The following is a 16245-nucleotide window of genomic DNA, read 5'->3' on the forward strand; positions in this document are numbered from 1 at the left end:
TGGGGGCGTTCAGTTGTCAGACGGCGGTGAGGCATACGGCGAAGAGGGGGCCGCCCGTTGTCATACGGCGTCCTCCGCGGCGCGCGTACGGCTCTTGACCGGCAGGATCGCATGGACGCGGAAACCGCCTCCGTAGCGGGGGCCGGTGGTGAGGGTGCCGCGCAGGGCGGTGACGCGCTCGCGCATGCCGAGCAGGCCGTGGCCGCCGCCGTCGGCCGTGTCGTCCTCGCCGGCGCCGTCGTCGAGGACGGTGATCTCGACGTTCGGCCCCACGCGGACGACGCTGACCTCGGCCTTGGCGTCCGGGCCGGCGTGCTTCTGCACGTTGGTCAGCGCCTCCTGGATGACGCGGTAGGCGGCCAGGTCGACGGCGGCCGGGAGCGTGGTGCCCTGGTCGGCACGGGCGACCTCCACCTGGAGGCCCGCGCTGCGGAAGGTGCCCGCGAGTTCGTCGAGACGCTCCAGGCCGGGGGCGGGTTCGGTGGGGGCCTCCGGGTCGCCGGACTGCCGCAGCAGGCCGACGGTCGCGCGCAGTTCGTTGAGCGCGGAGCGGCTGGCTTCACGTACGTGCGCCAGGGCCTCCTTGGCCTGGTCGGGCCGCTTGTCCATGACGTGGGCGGCGACGCCGGCCTGCACATTGACGAGGGCGATGTGGTGGGCGACGACGTCGTGCAGGTCCCGGGCGATCCGCAGGCGCTCCTCGGCGACCCGGCGGCGGGCCTCCTCCTCGCGAGTGCGCTCGGCGCGTTCGGCACGTTCGCGGATGGCGGTGACGACGGCGCGGCGGCTGCGGACCGCGTCGCCGGCGGTGGCGCCGATGCCGGTCCAGGCGAAGATGGCGAGGTTCTCCTGGGCGTACCAGGGCAGGGGGCCGGCCAGCATCGCGGAACCGGTCAGGACGGTGACGGTGAGCAGGCCGACGCGCCAGGTGGTGGTGCGGTCGGTGGTCGAGGCGACGGTGTAGAGGGCGATCACCGCGGACATGGCGACCGGGGCGCGGGGGTCGCCGGTGACGGACTCGATCAGGGAGACGGTGCCGGTGACCGCGAGGACCGTCATGGGGGCGCGGCGGCGGAATACCAGGGCCGCGGCGCCGAGGGTGATGAGCACCAGGCTGAGCGTGTCCGGGGTGCGCAGACCCCAGGTCACGCCGTTCTTCCCATGCGGGTCCACGAACGAGCCGGACACCATGCAGACCAGTACGCCGACCGCCAACGCCGCGTCCAGCGCCATGGGGTGCGCCTTGAGATGCCGCCGGGCGCGTTGGAGGGTGCTCACGCTTGCTCACGGTAGTCGCTGGGGGCCTGCGACCCCCAGACCCGCTTCGGACCTGAAGGGCTCAGCCCGGGATCAAGCCGTCGTCGCTCAGCAGCTCCCGGACCTCCTCCAGCGTCGCGTCCGGGGACGGAAGGATGAGTTCGGACGGTTCCAGGGAGTCGTCGGGCAGGGGCTCGCCCAGTTCGCGGACCTTCTGGAGAAGGGCGTGGAGGGTCGCGCGGAAACCTGGGCCGTCGCCGTTCTCCATTTCCTCCAGGAGTACGTCGTCCAGCTTGTTCAGCTCGGTGAGGTGGCTGTCGGCCAGACTCACCTGCCCCTCCCCCATGATCCGTACGATCATGTCGCCCTCCTCGGCGATGGGCCCGCCCCGTCTCCCGGGACTACTGCTTGTCGAAGCGCGGGGTGTCCTGCGGCTGCTGCTGGGACTGCGACTGAGACTGGCCGGCGCCGCCCTCGATCGCCTGCTGCGACGAGGAACCGCCCGCCAGCTCCGCCTTCATGCGCTGCAGTTCCAGCTCTACATCCGTACCACCGGAGAGCCGGTCCAGCTCGGCCTGGATGTCGTCCTTGTGCATGCCGGACTGGTCGTCGAGGGCGCCGGAGGCGAGGAGTTCGTCGATGGCTCCGGCGCGGGCCTGGAGCTGGGCCGTCTTGTCCTCCGCGCGCTGGATCGCCAGGCCGACGTCGCCCATCTCCTCCGAGATGCCGGAGAAGGCCTCGCCGATGCGGGTCTGGGCCTGGGCGGCGGTGTAGGTGGCCTTGATCGTCTCCTTCTTGGTGCGGAAGGCGTCGACCTTCGCCTGCAGGCGCTGGGCCGCGAGGGTGAGCTTCTCCTCCTCGCCCTGCAGCGTCGCGTGCTGCGTCTCCAGGTCCGTCACCTGCTGCTGGAGGGCGGCGCGGCGCGAGAGCGCCTCGCGGGCCAGGTCCTCACGGCCCAGCGCGAGCGCCTTGCGGCCCTGGTCCTCCAGCTTGGACGACTGCTGCTGGAGTTGGTTGAGCTGGAGTTCCAGGCGCTTGCGCGAGGTGGCCACGTCGGCTACGCCGCGGCGGACCTTCTGGAGCAGCTCCAGCTGCTTCTGGTACGAGTAATCGAGGGTCTCGCGCGGGTCCTCGGCCCGGTCAAGGGCCTTGTTCGCCTTCGCGCGGAAGATCATCCCCATACGCTTCATGACACCGCTCATGGGCTTCGCGCGCCCCCTTCTGACGGACTCCACTCCAGCACCTGCGACAGAACCCACAGTACGGGCCCTGCATCCATTACCGCACTGTTCGGGGACGGATGCGCTCATCCCCAAGGACGACTGCTGACGCTCCTGCTCCGGCGTAAGGAGTAGGTGACTCCCGGGTGCCGACCCGGTGCCGCCCACGTGTCTCCCTCATGGCCGCCGGAGGAACCGTCTGCAACGTCCCCTCTGTCCCCCTACGACGACTGGTGTTGCCGGATCGTTCCCCACGGGGCTGGGGTCCAACCCCTGGCACCCCGTACCCTTGGGTTTTGTGTTCCGTAGCCGTGCCAAGGAAGAGAAGGCCCAGTCCGCCGACAAGGCGCTGGTGACCGACTCCAATGAGACCCGTCACCCCGAGGCCCCCAAGGGCCGCCCCACGCCCAAGCGCAATGCTGCCCAGTCGCAGCGTCGCAGCGTGGCCAACACGTCGTTGACGCGCAAGGACGCCGCCAAGCGGCAGCGCGAGGAGCGCCGTGCCGCCCTGGCGAAGCAGCGTCAGGCGCTGGCCGGGGGCGACGAGCGCTATCTGCCGGCCCGTGACAAGGGTCCGGTCCGCAAGTTCGCGCGTGACTTCATCGACTCGCGCTTCAACATCGCGGAGTTCTTCCTGCCGATGGCCGTGGTCATCCTCGTGCTGAGCATGGTCCAGGTGGCGTCGCTGCAGAACATCGCGCTGCTGCTGTGGCTGATCGTGATCGTGCTGATCGTGCTCGACTCGGTCGTCACCGGCTTCCGCCTGAAGAAGCGGCTCGCCGAGCGCTTCCCCGACGACAACAAGCGCGGCGCCGTCGCCTACGCGCTGATGCGCTCCCTGCAGATGCGCCGGCTCCGGCTGCCGAAGCCTCAGGTCAAGCGCGGAGAGCGGCCCTGAGCGCAACCGCATTTTCCGGGGGTGCGGCGGATGCGTGGCTCGACAAGCTGGGCGGGCTGCGTGATGTCGTACGACAGGAGCTGGTGGGCCGCCAGCTCGACGAGCAGATAGCCGGGCGGTTCCCCGTCGGGCAGCGGCTTCGGGTGCTCGACGTCGGGATGGGCCAGGGCACGCAGGCGCTGCGCCTCGCGAGGGCCGGGCACCAGGTGACCGGTGTGGAGCAGGACCCGAAGATGATCGCCACGGCCCGCGAGGAGCTCGCCGGCGAGCCGGAGGGGATCCGGGAGCGGGTGCGCATCGTCCAGGGCGACGGGCGGGACACCGGCGTCCACTTTCTGCCGGGCAGCTTCGACGTCGTGCTCTGCCACGGCGTCCTGATGTACATCGACGAGCCCGATCCGCTGCTGGCCGGGCTGGCCCGGATGCTCGCCCCGGGCGGGCTGCTGTCGCTGCTCGTCCGCAACGGCGACGCGCTCGCCATGCGGCCCGGCCTGGGCGGGGACTGGCCCGGCGCGCTGACCGCCTTCGACACGACCGCCTACCGGAATCGCCTGGGACTGGACGTACGGGCCGACCGGCTGGCCGACCTGACGTCGACGCTCGCGGGGATCGGTGCCCCGCTGCACGCCTGGTACGGGGTGCGGGTATTCACCGACACGGCCGCCGACGGGGCGGGGACCCCGCCGGACGTGGAGACCTTGCTGGCAGTCGAGGAACGGGCCGGGAAGACGGACCCCTACCGAAGCGTCGCCGCGCTGCTGCACCTGTGCGGGGTGCGGGGCTGAACCCATCGCGGGTACGGGCTTCGCACCCGCCGAAACCCGGCCGCTGAGCACAGTCAGCGAGACGCCGGAGCCCGGATCCCAGCACGGCTCAGGGAACCCGCGCCGTCCCTGCGCGACACGGAACCGGCCGACACCAGAACCTGCTCGACAGCATCCACGACACCAAGACGGACCGGCTGCCTCCCGGAAGCGCCTCGGCGCTACGGACTCCGCGGCCGCCGGGCCGCTGAGCGCGGTGAGCGGGACGCCGGAGCAGACGGCCCAGCGCGACTCGGGAAGCCTGTGCCGTCCGTGTGCGAGAGGGAGCGGACGGCCCCAGCCCCTGCTCGACGGCGTCCACGGCACCAAGGCGGACCGGCCGCCTCCTCGAACCGCCCCAACGGCTACGGACTCCGCGCCCGCCGAAACCCGCGCCGCTGTGCACGGTGAGCCGTACACCGGAGTCGACCGTCCCTGCGCGGCTCGGGAGCCTGTGCGGCCGTACGTGAGACGGAGCTGGCCGGGGTCGGCGCCCGCTCGACGGCGTCCATGGCACCAAGGCGGACCGGCCGTCTGCCTCCCGGAAGCGCCCTCGCCCCCATCGCCGCTACGGGCTTCGCGCCCGCGGAAACCGGCCCCTGAGCACAGTCACCGGGACACCGGAGCCCGGATCCCAGCGCATCTCAGGGAGCCCGCGCCCTCCCTGCGCGACACGGAACCGTCCGACACCAGCGCCCACTCGACGGCATCCACGACACCGAGACGGACCGGCTGCCTCCCGGAGCGCCTCGGCTGCGGACTCCGCACCCGCCGAAACCCAGCCCCTGAGCACAGTCACCGGAACACCGGAGCCCGGATCCCAGCACGGCTCAGGGAACCCGCGCCGTCCCTGCGCGACACGGAACCGGCCGACACCAGCGCCCACTCGACGGCATCCACGACACCAAGGCGGACCGGCCGTCTGCCCGAAGCGCCCCCGCCGCTGGAGCCGGTGGCCCTCGGGGCCCCTTCGGCTCGTTCGGGTGAGCAGTACGGGCCGGGTGTGCGGCCCGCGGGGAGACTCGGGGCATGGATGCTCGCCGTTCCGGTGCCGTGCGGCTCGCTCTTCGGGGTTTCGGGCTCTGCTGCTGTCTCGGGGTGTTCTCCGGTTGTTCCGGGGCGTCGTCCTCGGGCGGGCAGGAGGGGTCGACCACGCAGGCCGCGCAGGCCGCCGCTCCGAAGGCGCTCACGGCGACCGAGGATCTGCAGGACGGCTATCTGAAGGTGATCAAGGACGTCCTGCCGTCGGTCGTGCAGATCCAGGCCAGGAACGACCTCGGATCGGGCGTGATCTACGACAGCCAGGGGCACATCGTCACCAACGCCCACGTCGTCGGGGACGAGAAGACCTTCCGCGTGACGATCGCGAACCGTGAGGACGAAGTCACCGCGCGGCTCGTGTCCTCGTACCCCCAGCAGGACCTCGCCGTCATCAAGCTGGACGACATGCCGGACGGGCCGAAGGCGGCCACGCTCGGGGACTCCGCCGAGGTCGAGGTCGGCCAGATCGTGCTGGCGATGGGTTCGCCCCTCGGGCTGTCGTCCAGCGTGACCCAGGGCATCGTCTCGGCGACCGGACGGACCGTCACCGAGGGCAGCGACGACGGCGGTACGGGCGCGACGATCGCCAACATGGTGCAGACGTCGGCCGCCATCAACCCCGGCAACAGCGGCGGCGCCCTGGTGAACCTCGACGGCCGGGTCATCGGCATCCCGACCCTCGCCGCCACCGACCCCGACCTCGGGAACAGCGCCGCGCCCGGCATCGGGTTCGCCATCCCGGCGTCGACGGTGAAGACGATCGCCGACCAGATCATCAAGGACGGCCGGGTCACCGACTCGGGCCGGGCGGCGCTCGGCATCACGGCCCGTACGGTCGTGAACGACGACTACCATGCCGCCGGCGTCGCCGTCGTCCAGGTGCAGACGGGTGGGGCGGCCGACAAGGCCGGTCTCGCGCCCGGGGACATCATCACCCGGCTGGGCGACACGGACATCACCACCATCACCTCGCTGTCCGAGGCGCTGGCCGCCGACAGGCCGGGCGAGCGGACCAAGGTGACGTACACCCGCAACGGCAGTGAGAAGACAGTCGGCGTGACGCTGGGTGAGCAGTGACGGGGGTGGGCGAGGGCCGCGATGCCCTCGCCCCCGTGAGCGTTACGCGTCGGCGTGCAGGTTCATCGGCCCGTAGATCTCCGTGGAGTCCTCGAGCAGCCGTACCTGGTCCGCACCGCCCTCGAGCAGTGCCTTCCAGTGCTCCCCGATCCACGACTCGGCGTCCCCCTGGGTGGTGAACTCCTCGGGCTGCACCGCGGGCTGGACCTCCGCCCCGTCGGCCTTCTCGAACCGCCACGTCCATGCCGCCATGTACGCCTCCAAGGTGTCAGCACGTGCAGAGCCGAAGCCGGATCTATGTCCGGCTCCTGCCCTGAGCCTAGTCGTGGGGGTCCCCCCGCTCGAGCAAAGGCGGGAGTGGGGAGCGCGAGACCCGTGCCGGCAAGCGAAAATCAGTTCTGTGGAACTCACTCTCCTCGGCACCGGCGCCCCCGCGGGACTCCCCCGCCCCGACTGTCCCTGCGCGGCTTGTGCGAGCGCGCTCGGGAACGATGCGCGGGCTGCGACCGCGTTGCTCGTGGACGGGGCGCTGCTGCTCGATCTGACGCCCGGGGCGGCGTTCGCGGCGGCTCGGGCCGGGCGTTCGCTGGCGAACGTACGGCAGGTGCTGCTGTCGCATCCGCACAACGGGCCCGCCGTCGAGGTACCGGCCGGGCTGCCGCAGCCCGGGCGGGTGCCGGACGGGCAGGAGTTGACGCTGCTGACGGGGCATCGGGTGCGGGCGGTGGCGATGGACCATCCGGGCACGGGATACGCGGTGACCGGCCCGGACGGGCAGCGGCTGCTGTATCTGCCGCCGGAGGGCGCGCCGGCCGGGCTGGTGGAGGGGGCCGTCGGGATGTACGACATGGTGGTCGCCGATGTCGTGGGGCGCCCGGACGCGCTGGCCAAGCTGCGGGCGGTGGAGGCCGTCGGGCCGACGACGGACGTCATCGCCGTACATCTGGATCACGACGCGCCGCCGGGCGCCGAGCTGCGCCGGCGGCTGGCCGCGGCGGGCGCCCGGACCGTGCCGGACGGGACGACGCTCCAGGTGGGGGCGTACGAGGACGTGCCGGACGTGCCACGGCGGACCCTGGTGCTGGGCGGGGCCCGGTCCGGGAAGTCGGTGGAGGCCGAACGGCGGCTGGAGGCGTTTCCCGACGTCCTGTACGTGGCGACCGGGGGCACCCGGGGCGGGGACACCGAGTGGGCGGCACGGGTCGCCACGCACCGCGAGCGCCGGCCGGGGTCGTGGCGTACGACCGAGACGTGCGACCTGGTGCCCCTGCTGGCCGAGGACGGGCCGCCGCTGCTCATCGACTGTCTGTCCCTGTGGCTGACGGACGCCATGGACGCCGTCGGGGCGTGGGACGACGCGGTGTGGGCGGAGGGCGGGGAGAAGGCACTGCGCGAGCGGGTGCGGGAGTTGACGCAGGCGGTGCGGGGCACCCGGCGCACCGTGGTCGCCGTGTCGAACGAGGTGGGGTCGGGGATCGTGCCGGCGACGGCGTCGGGGCGGCGGTACCGCGACGAGCTGGGGCGGCTGAACGCCGCGTTCGCCGGGGAGTGCGAGCAGGTGCTGCTGGTGGTGGCGGGGCAGGCGCTGGTGCTACGCGGCTGAGGGCGGTGGGGCCGGCTGCACGATCGGCAGTGCGGCCGGTGGTGCGGCCGGCTGTGCGGCCGGCTCCTTGCGGGCGATGACGCGGTAGGTGTTCGACAGGCGGGTGCGGCGCACCACGGGGGCCAGGAGGTGGTCCAGCGCCCAGGCCACACCGACCAGGGGTGCGCTCGCCCGGGACAGGGGCGCGGGCAGCAGGTTCGTCAGCACCCGCGAGGTGAAGGCCGCGAAGTCGTACGGGATGTGCGCGGCGCGGCGGTCCGCCGTCAGGACGGTGCAGCCCAGGGCCTTGAGTTCCTCGCGGAGGGTGTTCAGGGGGATCAGGTGCAGGTGGCCCGGGCGGCTGTGCGGGATCCACCACCTGCCGAGCAGCAGGGCGAACACACCGCGCGGGTTGGGCAGTTCGAGCAGGAGGTGGCCGCCCGGGCGCAGGACCGCGAGGGCGGCGCGCAGTTCCTTGCGGGGGTCCTGGGCGTGTTCCAGGTGGCGGAACATGCTGACGATGTCGTAGCGGGCCCGCAGCCGGGCCGTGATGCGGGGGTCCGTGAGGTGGCCGACGTGGGCCTCCTCCACCCGCTCGGCGACGCGGGCGTCCAGGACGCGGTGGGTCAGGTCGAGGCCGTCGAACGCCGTGTACGGGAAGAGTTCCTTCGCCACCTCCGGGAAACGGGCGTATCCCGTGCCCACGTCCAGCCAGCTCTCCGGCTCGGGGAAGGCCAGCGCCGCGCGGGCCGCGGCTCTCAGGTGGCGGTACGGCAGCCGCGTGAGCCGCAGATGGCGGGGGACGTAGGTGTGCTCACGGCATCTGGAGAGGGTGAACGCGCAGTCGGCGCGGCGTCGTTCGGAGGGGGCGGTCGCGGTCATGGGCGGCTCCCGGGCGCGAGGGCGTACGCAGGGGGCGTACGGCGGAGGCGGACGGCGGGTGGTGCGAGCATGCCCCGACAATCCACGGCAAAACGGAACGTATGGGATGGCGATCTTGGGTGCAACGACGTCGCTCGGATGGGGTGGGGCCGTGGCGGAGCCCGTGGTGGCCATGTGGCGCCGTTCTGTTCGACCGGTGCCGGTACTGTTCGGCGAATGAGCTCGCTTAATCTCGACGACTTCACTGATCTGATCGAGCGCCCCGACGGAGGGGTGCGCCGTGACGCAGAGGCGCGCCGTGAGCGTCAGATCGTGCCGCCCGGAGCACTGGGCCGCCTCGACGAACTGGGTGAGTGGCTGGCGGCCGCGCAGTCCGCGGTGCCGGTACGGCCGATCGAACAGCCGCGGGTCGTACTGTTCGCCGGCGACCACGGTGTGGCCGAGCTCGGCGTGTCGGCGCGAGCGGCGGGCAGCGCCGGGGAGTTGGTGCGGGAGATCCTCGAGGGCGGCCGGCCGGTGTCGGTGCTCGCGCGGCGGGCCGGGGTTCCGGTGCGGATCGTCGACATGGCGCTGGACTGCGACCCGGAGGCGCTGCCGGAGGCGGTCGTACGGCATCGGGTGCGGCGCGGCAGCGGCCGTATCGACATCGAGGACGCGCTGACGGCCGAGGAGGCCGAGGCCGCCTTCCGGGCCGGGGTGGCGGTGGCCGACGAGGAGGCCGACTCCGGTACGGACCTGGTGGTGCTCGGCGATGTGAGCGTCGGCGGGACCACGGCGGCGGGGGTGCTGGTCGCCGCGCTGTGCGGAACCGACGCGTCCGTGGTCACCGGGCGGGGCGGACTGGCCATCGACGACCTGATGTGGATGCGCAAGTGCGCGGCGATCCGGGACGCGTTGCGCCGGGCCCGGCCCGTGCTCGGGGACCAGCTGCAGCTGCTCGCGACGGTGGGCGGGGCCGATCTCGCGGCGATCACCGGGTTCCTGCTGCAGAGCGCGGTGCGGAAGATGCCGGTCGTGCTGGACGGGGTGGTCGTCGCCGCCTGCGCCCTGGTGGGACAGCGGATCGCGTTCCGGGCGCCGGACTGGTGGCTGGCCGCGCACGACAGCGGGGAGCCGGGTCAGGCGAAGGCGCTGGACCGGATGGCCCTGGAGCCCCTGCTCGACCAGGGCGTGAAGGTCGGGGAGGGCGCCGGGGGCATGCTGGCCCTGCCGATGGTGCAGGCCGCGGCGGCACTGGCGGCGGAACTGCCGGAGCAGCCGAAGGAATCGGAGGCGCCGGAGGCTCCGGAGACGCCGGTGACGGCGGTGACGGCGGACACCCCGGAGGCGGCAGAGGCCGAGTAAGCGCCAGGGGCCCGGCAGCACCGAGCGACTCGGGGCGAAAAGGACAATCCCCCGAGAGTGGACATATGATCCCCACTCGTGAGAGCTGACACCCTCGGCCGCTGGGCCCGTGCCGAGTGGGGGTCCTTGTATCTCGCCGCGCGCGGGGCCCTGGCCGAGCGGCGGTGGCGGGCGGTGCCGATGACTCTCGGGGCCGTGTGTCTGACCGGGATCGTGCAGTTCGTGCAGAACCGATCCTGGGGTCATCAGCTCGTGCAGAACCTCGGGGGCGTACGCGCCGAGGATCCACTGTGGCTTGCCCTCCTGCGGACGCCGCTGTCCCTCTTCGTGCCGGCCCCCGATCTGCCGGTGTGGGGCGCGCTCGCGCAGATCCTGCTGGTGTTCGGAATCGCCGAGCTCTGTCTGGGCTGGTGGCGGACCCTCGTCATCGCCTACGTCGCAACCCTCGCCGGCACCCTCTACGCGCGCGTGGGCATCGCGCTCGGCCCCGGCCACCCGATCGGCCTGCCCGCCTCGGACGCACAGGTCGTGGACACGGGACCGTCGGCCGCGGTGGTGGGCCTCGCGGTGTTCCTCGGCCGGCGCCACGGCGCGTACGTCACGGCCGGGGTGGTGATCGCGGCGATGGTGGTCGAGGTGGTGCTGGAGGAGAACCTCGCCGGGAAGGAGCACCTCGCGGCAATCGCGGCGGTAGTGGTGCTGTGCGCGCTGGCGGCGGTGCGTCAGCGGCGTTCCAGGGCCCGGGGCGGCGCCACGTCGGGAGCCCCGCCGATCCAGTCCTGAAGCTTGCGGCTGGGGCCCGCCCAGCGCCGGTCGTGGTGGTAGGCGCGCAGCTGGGCCTTGGCGCGGGCGCGCGGGCGGCGACGGTAGAAGCGTTTCGCCCAGGGGGACGTGGGGCGGGCCAGGCGGATGGCGCCGAACAGGGCGACGAAGGGGATGACCACCCCGAAGATCGCGATCCGGGCCTTGCCCTTGGTGAGGGCGATCAGGGCCACGAGAAAGTTCCCGGCGATGGTGGTGAGCACCGTCCCGCGGTTCTGCATCTCGTCGTCGTTGAGGTCGTTCACCCCGAAGGGCGCGAAGCCGAGGAGGAGCAGGCCGACCACGGCGGCGGTGAGGACGACGACCTCGACACTCTTGCGGCCGTCCTCTGACCAGTAGACGTCGTCCAGATGCAGGATCAGCGCGAACTCGTCCATGACCAGGCCCGCGCCGATCCCGAAGATCACCGCGGCGGTGGCCGAGCCGAAGCCCCGCTGACCGCCCGCGACCGCGCAGAAGCCGCCGATGACCGTGAGGATGATGCCGGGAACGACATGGTGGATGTGGACGGAACCGGTCTTGATGTTGCGGAAGGGCCCCTTGCCCGCGCGGATGAGGCGGGTGATGACGCGGGTGACGAGGAAGGTGACCACGAAGGCGGTCAGAGCCAGGAGCAGGGGGAGCTTGCCCGGTTCGATGATGTTGCGCTGCCACCAGTCACCCATGGTTTCAGTGTGTCCGGGACAGGGGTGGGCCGCCTGGCGGGGAAGACGTCCGGGCTAGTCTGCGGGCGTGTCCATGACCCCGCCACCCCTGCACGGCCTCCGTTTCGCCTTCGGCACCCTGAGCGTGCTCCCCGTCAGGGTGAGCCGCTGGGACCGGGAGGCGGCGCGCGGCGGGATGCTGTGCGCCCCGCTCGTCGGGGTGGTCCTCGGCTGCGGTGCCGCCGCGACGGCGCTCTTGCTGCTGTTCCTCGGCGCCGGTCCCTTCCTCGCCGCCGTCGCCGGCGCCGCCGTCCCCGCCGTCCTCACCCGGGGGCTGCATCTCGACGGCCTCGCCGACACCGCCGACGGCCTCGGCAGCGGCAAGCCCGCCGAGGACGCGCTGCGGATCATGAAGCAGTCGGACATCGGGCCGTTCGGCGTCATCACGCTCGTGTTCGTGCTGCTGGCGCAGGTGGCCGCGCTGGCGCAGCTGTACGACGACTCGTGGGTCCGGGGCGCCTTCGCCACCGTCGTCTCGGCCGTCGCCGCCCGCCTGGCGCTCACCCTCGCCGCCCGCTCCGGAGTTCCCGCCGCCCGGCCGGAGGGGCTGGGCGCCGCGGTGGCCGGCGTCGTTCCCGTACGGGGCGCGGTGGCCGTCGCCCTGGCCGTGACCGGCGTCGCCGCCGCGGCGGGAGCGATGTTCGGGGCGTCCGGCATGGCCCGCACCGCCCTCGCGGTCCTCGCCGCACTCGCCGCCGCCGAGCTGCTCCTGCGGCACTGCACCCGCCGCTTCGGCGGCGTCACCGGTGACGTCTTCGGGGGGCTCGCGGAGACGGCGGCGACGACGGCGCTCGTCGTGCTGTCACTGGGCTGACGCCACGGCGTCTCACCGAGCCGGTCTCACCGAGCGGGCGCCAGCCCGTGCGGCAACGTGCCCCACGGATGATCGCCCCCGCCCGGCACCGCACAGTGCACGGTGGCCCCGCGGGCGCGCGCCGGCTCCGCCAGGTCGACGCCCGCCGGAACGCCGTACACCAGGTGGCACAGCCGCACTCCGGTGGCGCCCCGCCACGACTGCGGGCCGAGCCGGGTGTACGTCGCCCAGGGCCCCTCGAAGGTGACCAGGAGGTCGGCGATCCTGGCGTACGACGGGTGCGGTGGCGTGCCGTGATTCAGGGCGAGCGTGCCGCAGCCGACACCCCAGGCCGCCGTCGCGAGCCGCTGGTAGTGGCCGAACTCCTCGCGTCCGGCGGCGACCTGGTCGAGGAAGACGCCATCCGCGCGGTACCAGTCGCGGTGACGAGTGATGTCGCGTACGACGTCGGCGTGCGGCCTGCGGCCGTAGTCGGTGTCGGCGTAGCCGAGCACCCGGACGTCCACCGCCCGCAGGCGGGCCGCGACCTCGGCGAACGCCGGGTCGGGCGCCTCTCCGGGGCCGCTGGCCGGGTTCAGTACGACCCCGTAGAGGCGGGGCGCGGCTGCGACGATCACGTCCCATTCGGCGGGACGGACGGACGGGTGCTCGTAGTAGGGGATCAGCAGGTCGGTCATCGGTGAGCGGTCCCTCTCCCCAACAGGGCGCAGACCAGGGCGGCCTGGGCCACCGCAGCCGTCCCGTGGACGATCAGGCCGACCCAGTGCGGATTGCCGGTGTGCGTCAGCACGGCGACCGTCTGGGCGAGGGCGGCCGCGCAGCAGATGACCGCCGCGCCGCCCACCGCGCCGAAGGACTGGAGCAGCAGGGCCGTCCACAGGACCACGCCCAGCAGGAGCAGACCGGCGAGACGGACGCCGTCGAAGCCCGCGGAGTGCGGCCACAGGGCCGAGATGGCGAGGCTGAGCGCGAGCAGGGTGACCAGGTAGACGGAGAGGCACTCCACGACCCTGAGCACCGTCGTCCGCCGGAATGCCCTCGGTGTGCTGCTGGCACGCAGGCCCGCCAGGCTGCCGCTGCGGAAGCGGTACAGCAGCCATTCGGCGGGGCCCATGCTGAGGGTGAGGGCGACTGCTGCGGGGGCGCTGCGCTGCTCGCCGGTGAGGATGTCGCCCAGAGCCGTGTAGAGGACGAGGACGCCGGTGGCCAGGCCGAACAGGGCGTATGGGAGGGATGCGAAGAGGCGGGGGCCCATTGTCGTGCGTCGGCTGCGGCTTCGTCGTGGCTTGTCGCGCCCACGCGGCGGTAGCCGCACATCGGATAGAGCCCCGCGCCCCTTTCGGGGCGCTACCTCGCGTTGGCCGAGAACGACCACCACAATCAACGAGCCCAGTAGCAGAGTCAGTCTTGCGGCATCCGGTACGGAGTGGACAAGCGATACGACCGCTCCCGCCGTCATCGGCAACAACGCGGCCAGCAGGGCCCGTTCGCGGCCCATCACCAAGAGGACGGTGGCCGCGCCCAGGTAGACCGACTGCCCGGCTGCGAAGGCCACGGCGGCCGGGTGTGCGGCGCCCGCAACGATCAGGGCCACCAGGGCGCCGAGCAACGCACCCACCGGGGCGCCGCGGAGCAGGGCCCGGCGGGCGGCGCCGCGGTCGCCCAACCCCAGCCACGAATACGCCCGATGGGCCAGCCCCTGGTTCCACGTCCAGCCGGCCAAGGCGGCGGCCAGCAGCGGGACCGTGCCCGCCGGGAGGCCGAAGTCGTCCCGTGGGCCCGCGAGCAGCGGGGCGCCGAGGACGTAGCCGAAGCCGGGGAGGGCGAAGACGACGCCGCGCAGGAGGCAGCCGAGCAGGCTTGTCCGCCAGGGGTCGTGGACCGGGCCGGCCGGCTCCGGGTAGCGGCGCTCGACCCGCTCGTACAGCTCCTCGGCGAGGGCGAAGGAGTTCTTCACGCCGTAGCGCTCGCGTATCTGGTCGTCCGAGAGGCCGTCGGACTCCAGCAGCGCGGCGATCTCGTCGGGGTGGACGGCGGCGGCTATGAAGTCGTCGAGGCGCGCGGCGAGTTCGTCGATGGGGTCGGGCCGCGCCCAGCTGGGCCGGTCGCGCTGGTGCGGGATGGCGGGCAGGGTGTCGGGGCGGGAGCCGGGTGGCATCCAGAGGCTGCCGCTCACCAGCCGGTTCCGTCCGTCGCGACCTTCTCGTACCAGGGGTTGCGCAGTTCGAGGGTCCAGTCGGCGACCGTCTCCAGCGTGGGCTCGTACACCTCTGGGCTGCCCGCGAGCTCCTGGTAGATCGTCCGGAAGTTGTCCACGGAGCGGCGCAGCGTGAAGCGGTCGATCACCCGCTGCCTCGACAACTCACCCAGTTGCAGGCGACGTTCGTCGTCGCGCAGGAGGGTGAGGGCGGCGACCGCCATCTTCTCCGGCTCGCGCGGCGGGACGACGAGTCCCGTGTCGCCGACGGCCTCGCGCACTCCCCCGACGTCCGTCGAGACGGTCGTACGGCCGCAGGACATGGCTTCGATGATGGAGAACGGGAAGCCCTCGGAGATGGACGACAGCATCACGAGGTGCCCGGCCGCGTAGGCGCGCCAGACCTCGGTGATGCGGCCCTCGAAGGTCAGGCCGTCCGTTACGCCCAGTTCGGCGGCGAGCTTCTCCAACTCGGTGCGGTAGGCCTCGCCGCCGGGCGGGACCGGGCCGAACAGCCGCAGGCGGGTCTCCGGGAGCTCGGCGCGGACCATGGCGTAGGCCCGCAGCAGGGTCTCCAGGTCCTTGATGGGGTCGACGCGGCCGCACCAGGTGAGGGTGGGGACCTCGGGTTCGGGGCCGGCGTGCGGAAAGGCGTGCGGGTCGACGCCGTTGTAGACGGTACGGATCTTGTCGGCGGCGGCGCCGCCGCGCTCCTCCCAGCGGCGGTTGTACTGGTTGCACGGGGTGATCAGGTCGGCCGTGCGGTAGCCGAGCGAGTTCAGCTCGCGGTAGAAGCCGAGCATGAACGCCTTCACGGGCCAGCGCTGGGCCTCGCTGCGGTAGCCGAGGTAGCGCTCGCGCAGATAGATGCCGTGCTCGGTGAGGAGAAAGGGCACGCCGTCCAGCCTGCGGGCGGCGAGGGCCGGGAGGGTGGCGAATCCGCTGCTCACCGCGTGGGCCACGGAGTCCTCGGGGATGCGTGTCCCGAGCGGGCGCAGGGCGTGTTCCAGCAGGTCGGTCGCGGTCAGGGCGTCATGGACGGTGGGTTGGGCGGCCGCGGTCGGCAGATGCGGCATCGTCCATATCCACATCAGCGAGCGCAGCGCGGATTCGGTGCGCAGGGCCGCCGACAGGCGTCCGTCGCGGGCGAGTTCGGCCAGCTCGTCGAGGGCCTCGCCGAAGTCGCAGTGGGCCTCAGGGTCGAGGAAGGAGAGCAGGAAGCGCTCGTAGGAGTCGGTGAAGCGGCGCCGGGCCCTGCCGTACGGCGCTCGCCTGTGCCCCGGCCGCGGGCCCCAGGTCGGTACGGAGGTGTGCCGGTAGACGTTGGGCGGCAGCTCCCAGGTGACGGGTTCGCGGCCGGTCCCGGTGAGGGAGACGAGGTGGAAGTCGACCTCCGGCATGCCCTTGACGAGCTGGTCGCACCAGGTGCTGACACCACCGTGGACATGTGGATAGGTGCCCTCGGTGAGCATGGTGACATGACGGCCGTTGCGCTTCACGCGCGTTCCCCCCTGTGGAACAAGTTGGTGCCTCGGCCCGGAAGCGCACCCCGGCAGGTCGGTCGTGAGATGTGCCGGGGTGCGCCTCAGGTCCGGCCGGGCCGC

16 protein-coding genes are annotated in these 16245 nt (G+C 72.6%); 7 read left to right on the forward strand and 9 right to left on the reverse strand.

The window, feature by feature from the left end:
- Positions 1-60: 60 nt before the first annotated feature.
- The 3 genes from ACWGDB_RS12850 to ACWGDB_RS12860 all read right to left on the reverse strand — a co-directional run bounded on the left by ACWGDB_RS12850 (position 61) and on the right by ACWGDB_RS12860 (position 2459).
- Entirely contained in the window at positions 61-1278 is a 1218-nt protein-coding gene (locus ACWGDB_RS12850) for a sensor histidine kinase (protein ID WP_453822451.1), read from the reverse strand.
- 61 nt (positions 1279-1339) lie between these two features.
- Positions 1340-1618, reverse strand: a complete 279-nt coding sequence (gene pspAA, locus ACWGDB_RS12855) for a PspA-associated protein PspAA (protein WP_406203891.1) — start codon at positions 1616-1618, stop codon at positions 1340-1342.
- 40 nt (positions 1619-1658) lie between these two features.
- The gene (locus ACWGDB_RS12860; protein WP_453822452.1) at positions 1659-2459 is read right to left on the reverse strand and encodes a PspA/IM30 family protein; all 801 of its coding nucleotides are present in this window, start codon (positions 2457-2459) and stop codon (positions 1659-1661) included.
- 217 nt (positions 2460-2676) lie between these two features.
- On the opposite strand from ACWGDB_RS12860, the gene ACWGDB_RS12865 reads away from it, so the two are divergent.
- The 3 genes from ACWGDB_RS12865 to ACWGDB_RS12875 all read left to right on the forward strand — a co-directional run bounded on the left by ACWGDB_RS12865 (position 2677) and on the right by ACWGDB_RS12875 (position 6296).
- Complete coding sequence (locus ACWGDB_RS12865; RefSeq protein WP_453822605.1) at positions 2677-3375, forward strand: DUF3043 domain-containing protein; 699 nt, start codon at positions 2677-2679, stop codon at positions 3373-3375.
- Between the two features lie 83 nt (positions 3376-3458).
- The gene (locus ACWGDB_RS12870; protein ID WP_383596369.1) at positions 3459-4160 is read left to right on the forward strand and encodes a class I SAM-dependent methyltransferase; all 702 of its coding nucleotides are present in this window, start codon (positions 3459-3461) and stop codon (positions 4158-4160) included.
- 1047 nt (positions 4161-5207) lie between these two features.
- Positions 5208-6296 carry a S1C family serine protease gene (locus ACWGDB_RS12875; RefSeq protein ID WP_453822453.1) on the forward strand — a complete coding sequence of 363 codons (1089 nt, stop codon included), beginning with the start codon at positions 5208-5210 and terminating at the stop codon, positions 6294-6296.
- 42 nt (positions 6297-6338) lie between these two features.
- On the opposite strand, the gene ACWGDB_RS12880 is transcribed toward ACWGDB_RS12875, so the two are convergent.
- Positions 6339-6548 carry a hypothetical protein gene (locus tag ACWGDB_RS12880; protein WP_369270548.1) on the reverse strand — a complete coding sequence of 70 codons (210 nt, stop codon included), beginning with the start codon at positions 6546-6548 and terminating at the stop codon, positions 6339-6341.
- Between the two features lie 148 nt (positions 6549-6696).
- Between ACWGDB_RS12880 and ACWGDB_RS12885 the strand changes: the two genes are divergently transcribed.
- Positions 6697-7899: a bifunctional adenosylcobinamide kinase/adenosylcobinamide-phosphate guanylyltransferase gene (locus tag ACWGDB_RS12885; protein ID WP_453822454.1), complete on the forward strand. Its 1203-nt coding sequence runs from the start codon at positions 6697-6699 to the stop codon at positions 7897-7899.
- On the opposite strand, the gene ACWGDB_RS12890 is transcribed toward ACWGDB_RS12885, so the two are convergent.
- Positions 7888-8760, reverse strand: coding sequence for a class I SAM-dependent methyltransferase (locus ACWGDB_RS12890; protein ID WP_453822455.1), 873 nt, complete (start codon positions 8758-8760; stop codon positions 7888-7890). The genes ACWGDB_RS12885 and ACWGDB_RS12890 overlap by 12 nt on opposite strands.
- Positions 8761-8976: 216 nt before the next feature.
- Between ACWGDB_RS12890 and cobT the strand changes: the two genes are divergently transcribed.
- Positions 8977-10104: a nicotinate-nucleotide--dimethylbenzimidazole phosphoribosyltransferase gene (gene cobT, locus ACWGDB_RS12895; protein ID WP_453822456.1), complete on the forward strand. Its 1128-nt coding sequence runs from the start codon at positions 8977-8979 to the stop codon at positions 10102-10104.
- A gap of 78 nt (positions 10105-10182) precedes the next feature.
- Positions 10183-10887: a hypothetical protein gene (locus ACWGDB_RS12900; protein ID WP_453822457.1), complete on the forward strand. Its 705-nt coding sequence runs from the start codon at positions 10183-10185 to the stop codon at positions 10885-10887.
- Here the strand turns inward: ACWGDB_RS12900 and ACWGDB_RS12905 are convergent.
- Entirely contained in the window at positions 10827-11591 is a 765-nt protein-coding gene (locus ACWGDB_RS12905) for a hypothetical protein (RefSeq protein ID WP_453822458.1), read from the reverse strand. The two genes, ACWGDB_RS12900 and ACWGDB_RS12905, sit on opposite strands and share 61 nt — an antisense overlap.
- Before the next feature lie 73 nt (positions 11592-11664).
- Here ACWGDB_RS12905 and ACWGDB_RS12910 point away from each other — a divergent pair, with 73 nt between their 5' ends.
- Entirely contained in the window at positions 11665-12444 is a 780-nt protein-coding gene (locus ACWGDB_RS12910; protein WP_453822606.1) for an adenosylcobinamide-GDP ribazoletransferase, read from the forward strand.
- 26 nt (positions 12445-12470) lie between these two features.
- On the opposite strand, the gene ACWGDB_RS12915 is transcribed toward ACWGDB_RS12910, so the two are convergent.
- Genes ACWGDB_RS12915 through pelF form a run of 3 tightly spaced genes read right to left on the reverse strand, consistent with a single transcriptional unit; the run spans position 12471 to position 16140 of the window.
- Complete coding sequence (locus tag ACWGDB_RS12915; protein ID WP_453822459.1) at positions 12471-13121, reverse strand: spherulation-specific family 4 protein; 651 nt, start codon at positions 13119-13121, stop codon at positions 12471-12473.
- A complete protein-coding gene (locus ACWGDB_RS12920) occupies positions 13118-14620 on the reverse strand; it encodes a hypothetical protein (RefSeq protein ID WP_453822460.1) in 1503 nt (500 codons plus the stop codon). Before ACWGDB_RS12920 ends, ACWGDB_RS12915 begins: the two co-directional genes overlap by 4 nt.
- Positions 14617-16140, reverse strand: a complete 1524-nt coding sequence (gene pelF, locus ACWGDB_RS12925; RefSeq protein ID WP_453822461.1) for a GT4 family glycosyltransferase PelF — start codon at positions 16138-16140, stop codon at positions 14617-14619. The genes ACWGDB_RS12920 and pelF overlap by 4 nt, the downstream gene beginning before the upstream one ends.
- Between the last annotated feature and the right edge of the window lie 105 nt (positions 16141-16245).

This window comes from Streptomyces sp. NPDC055013, assembly GCF_053608645.1.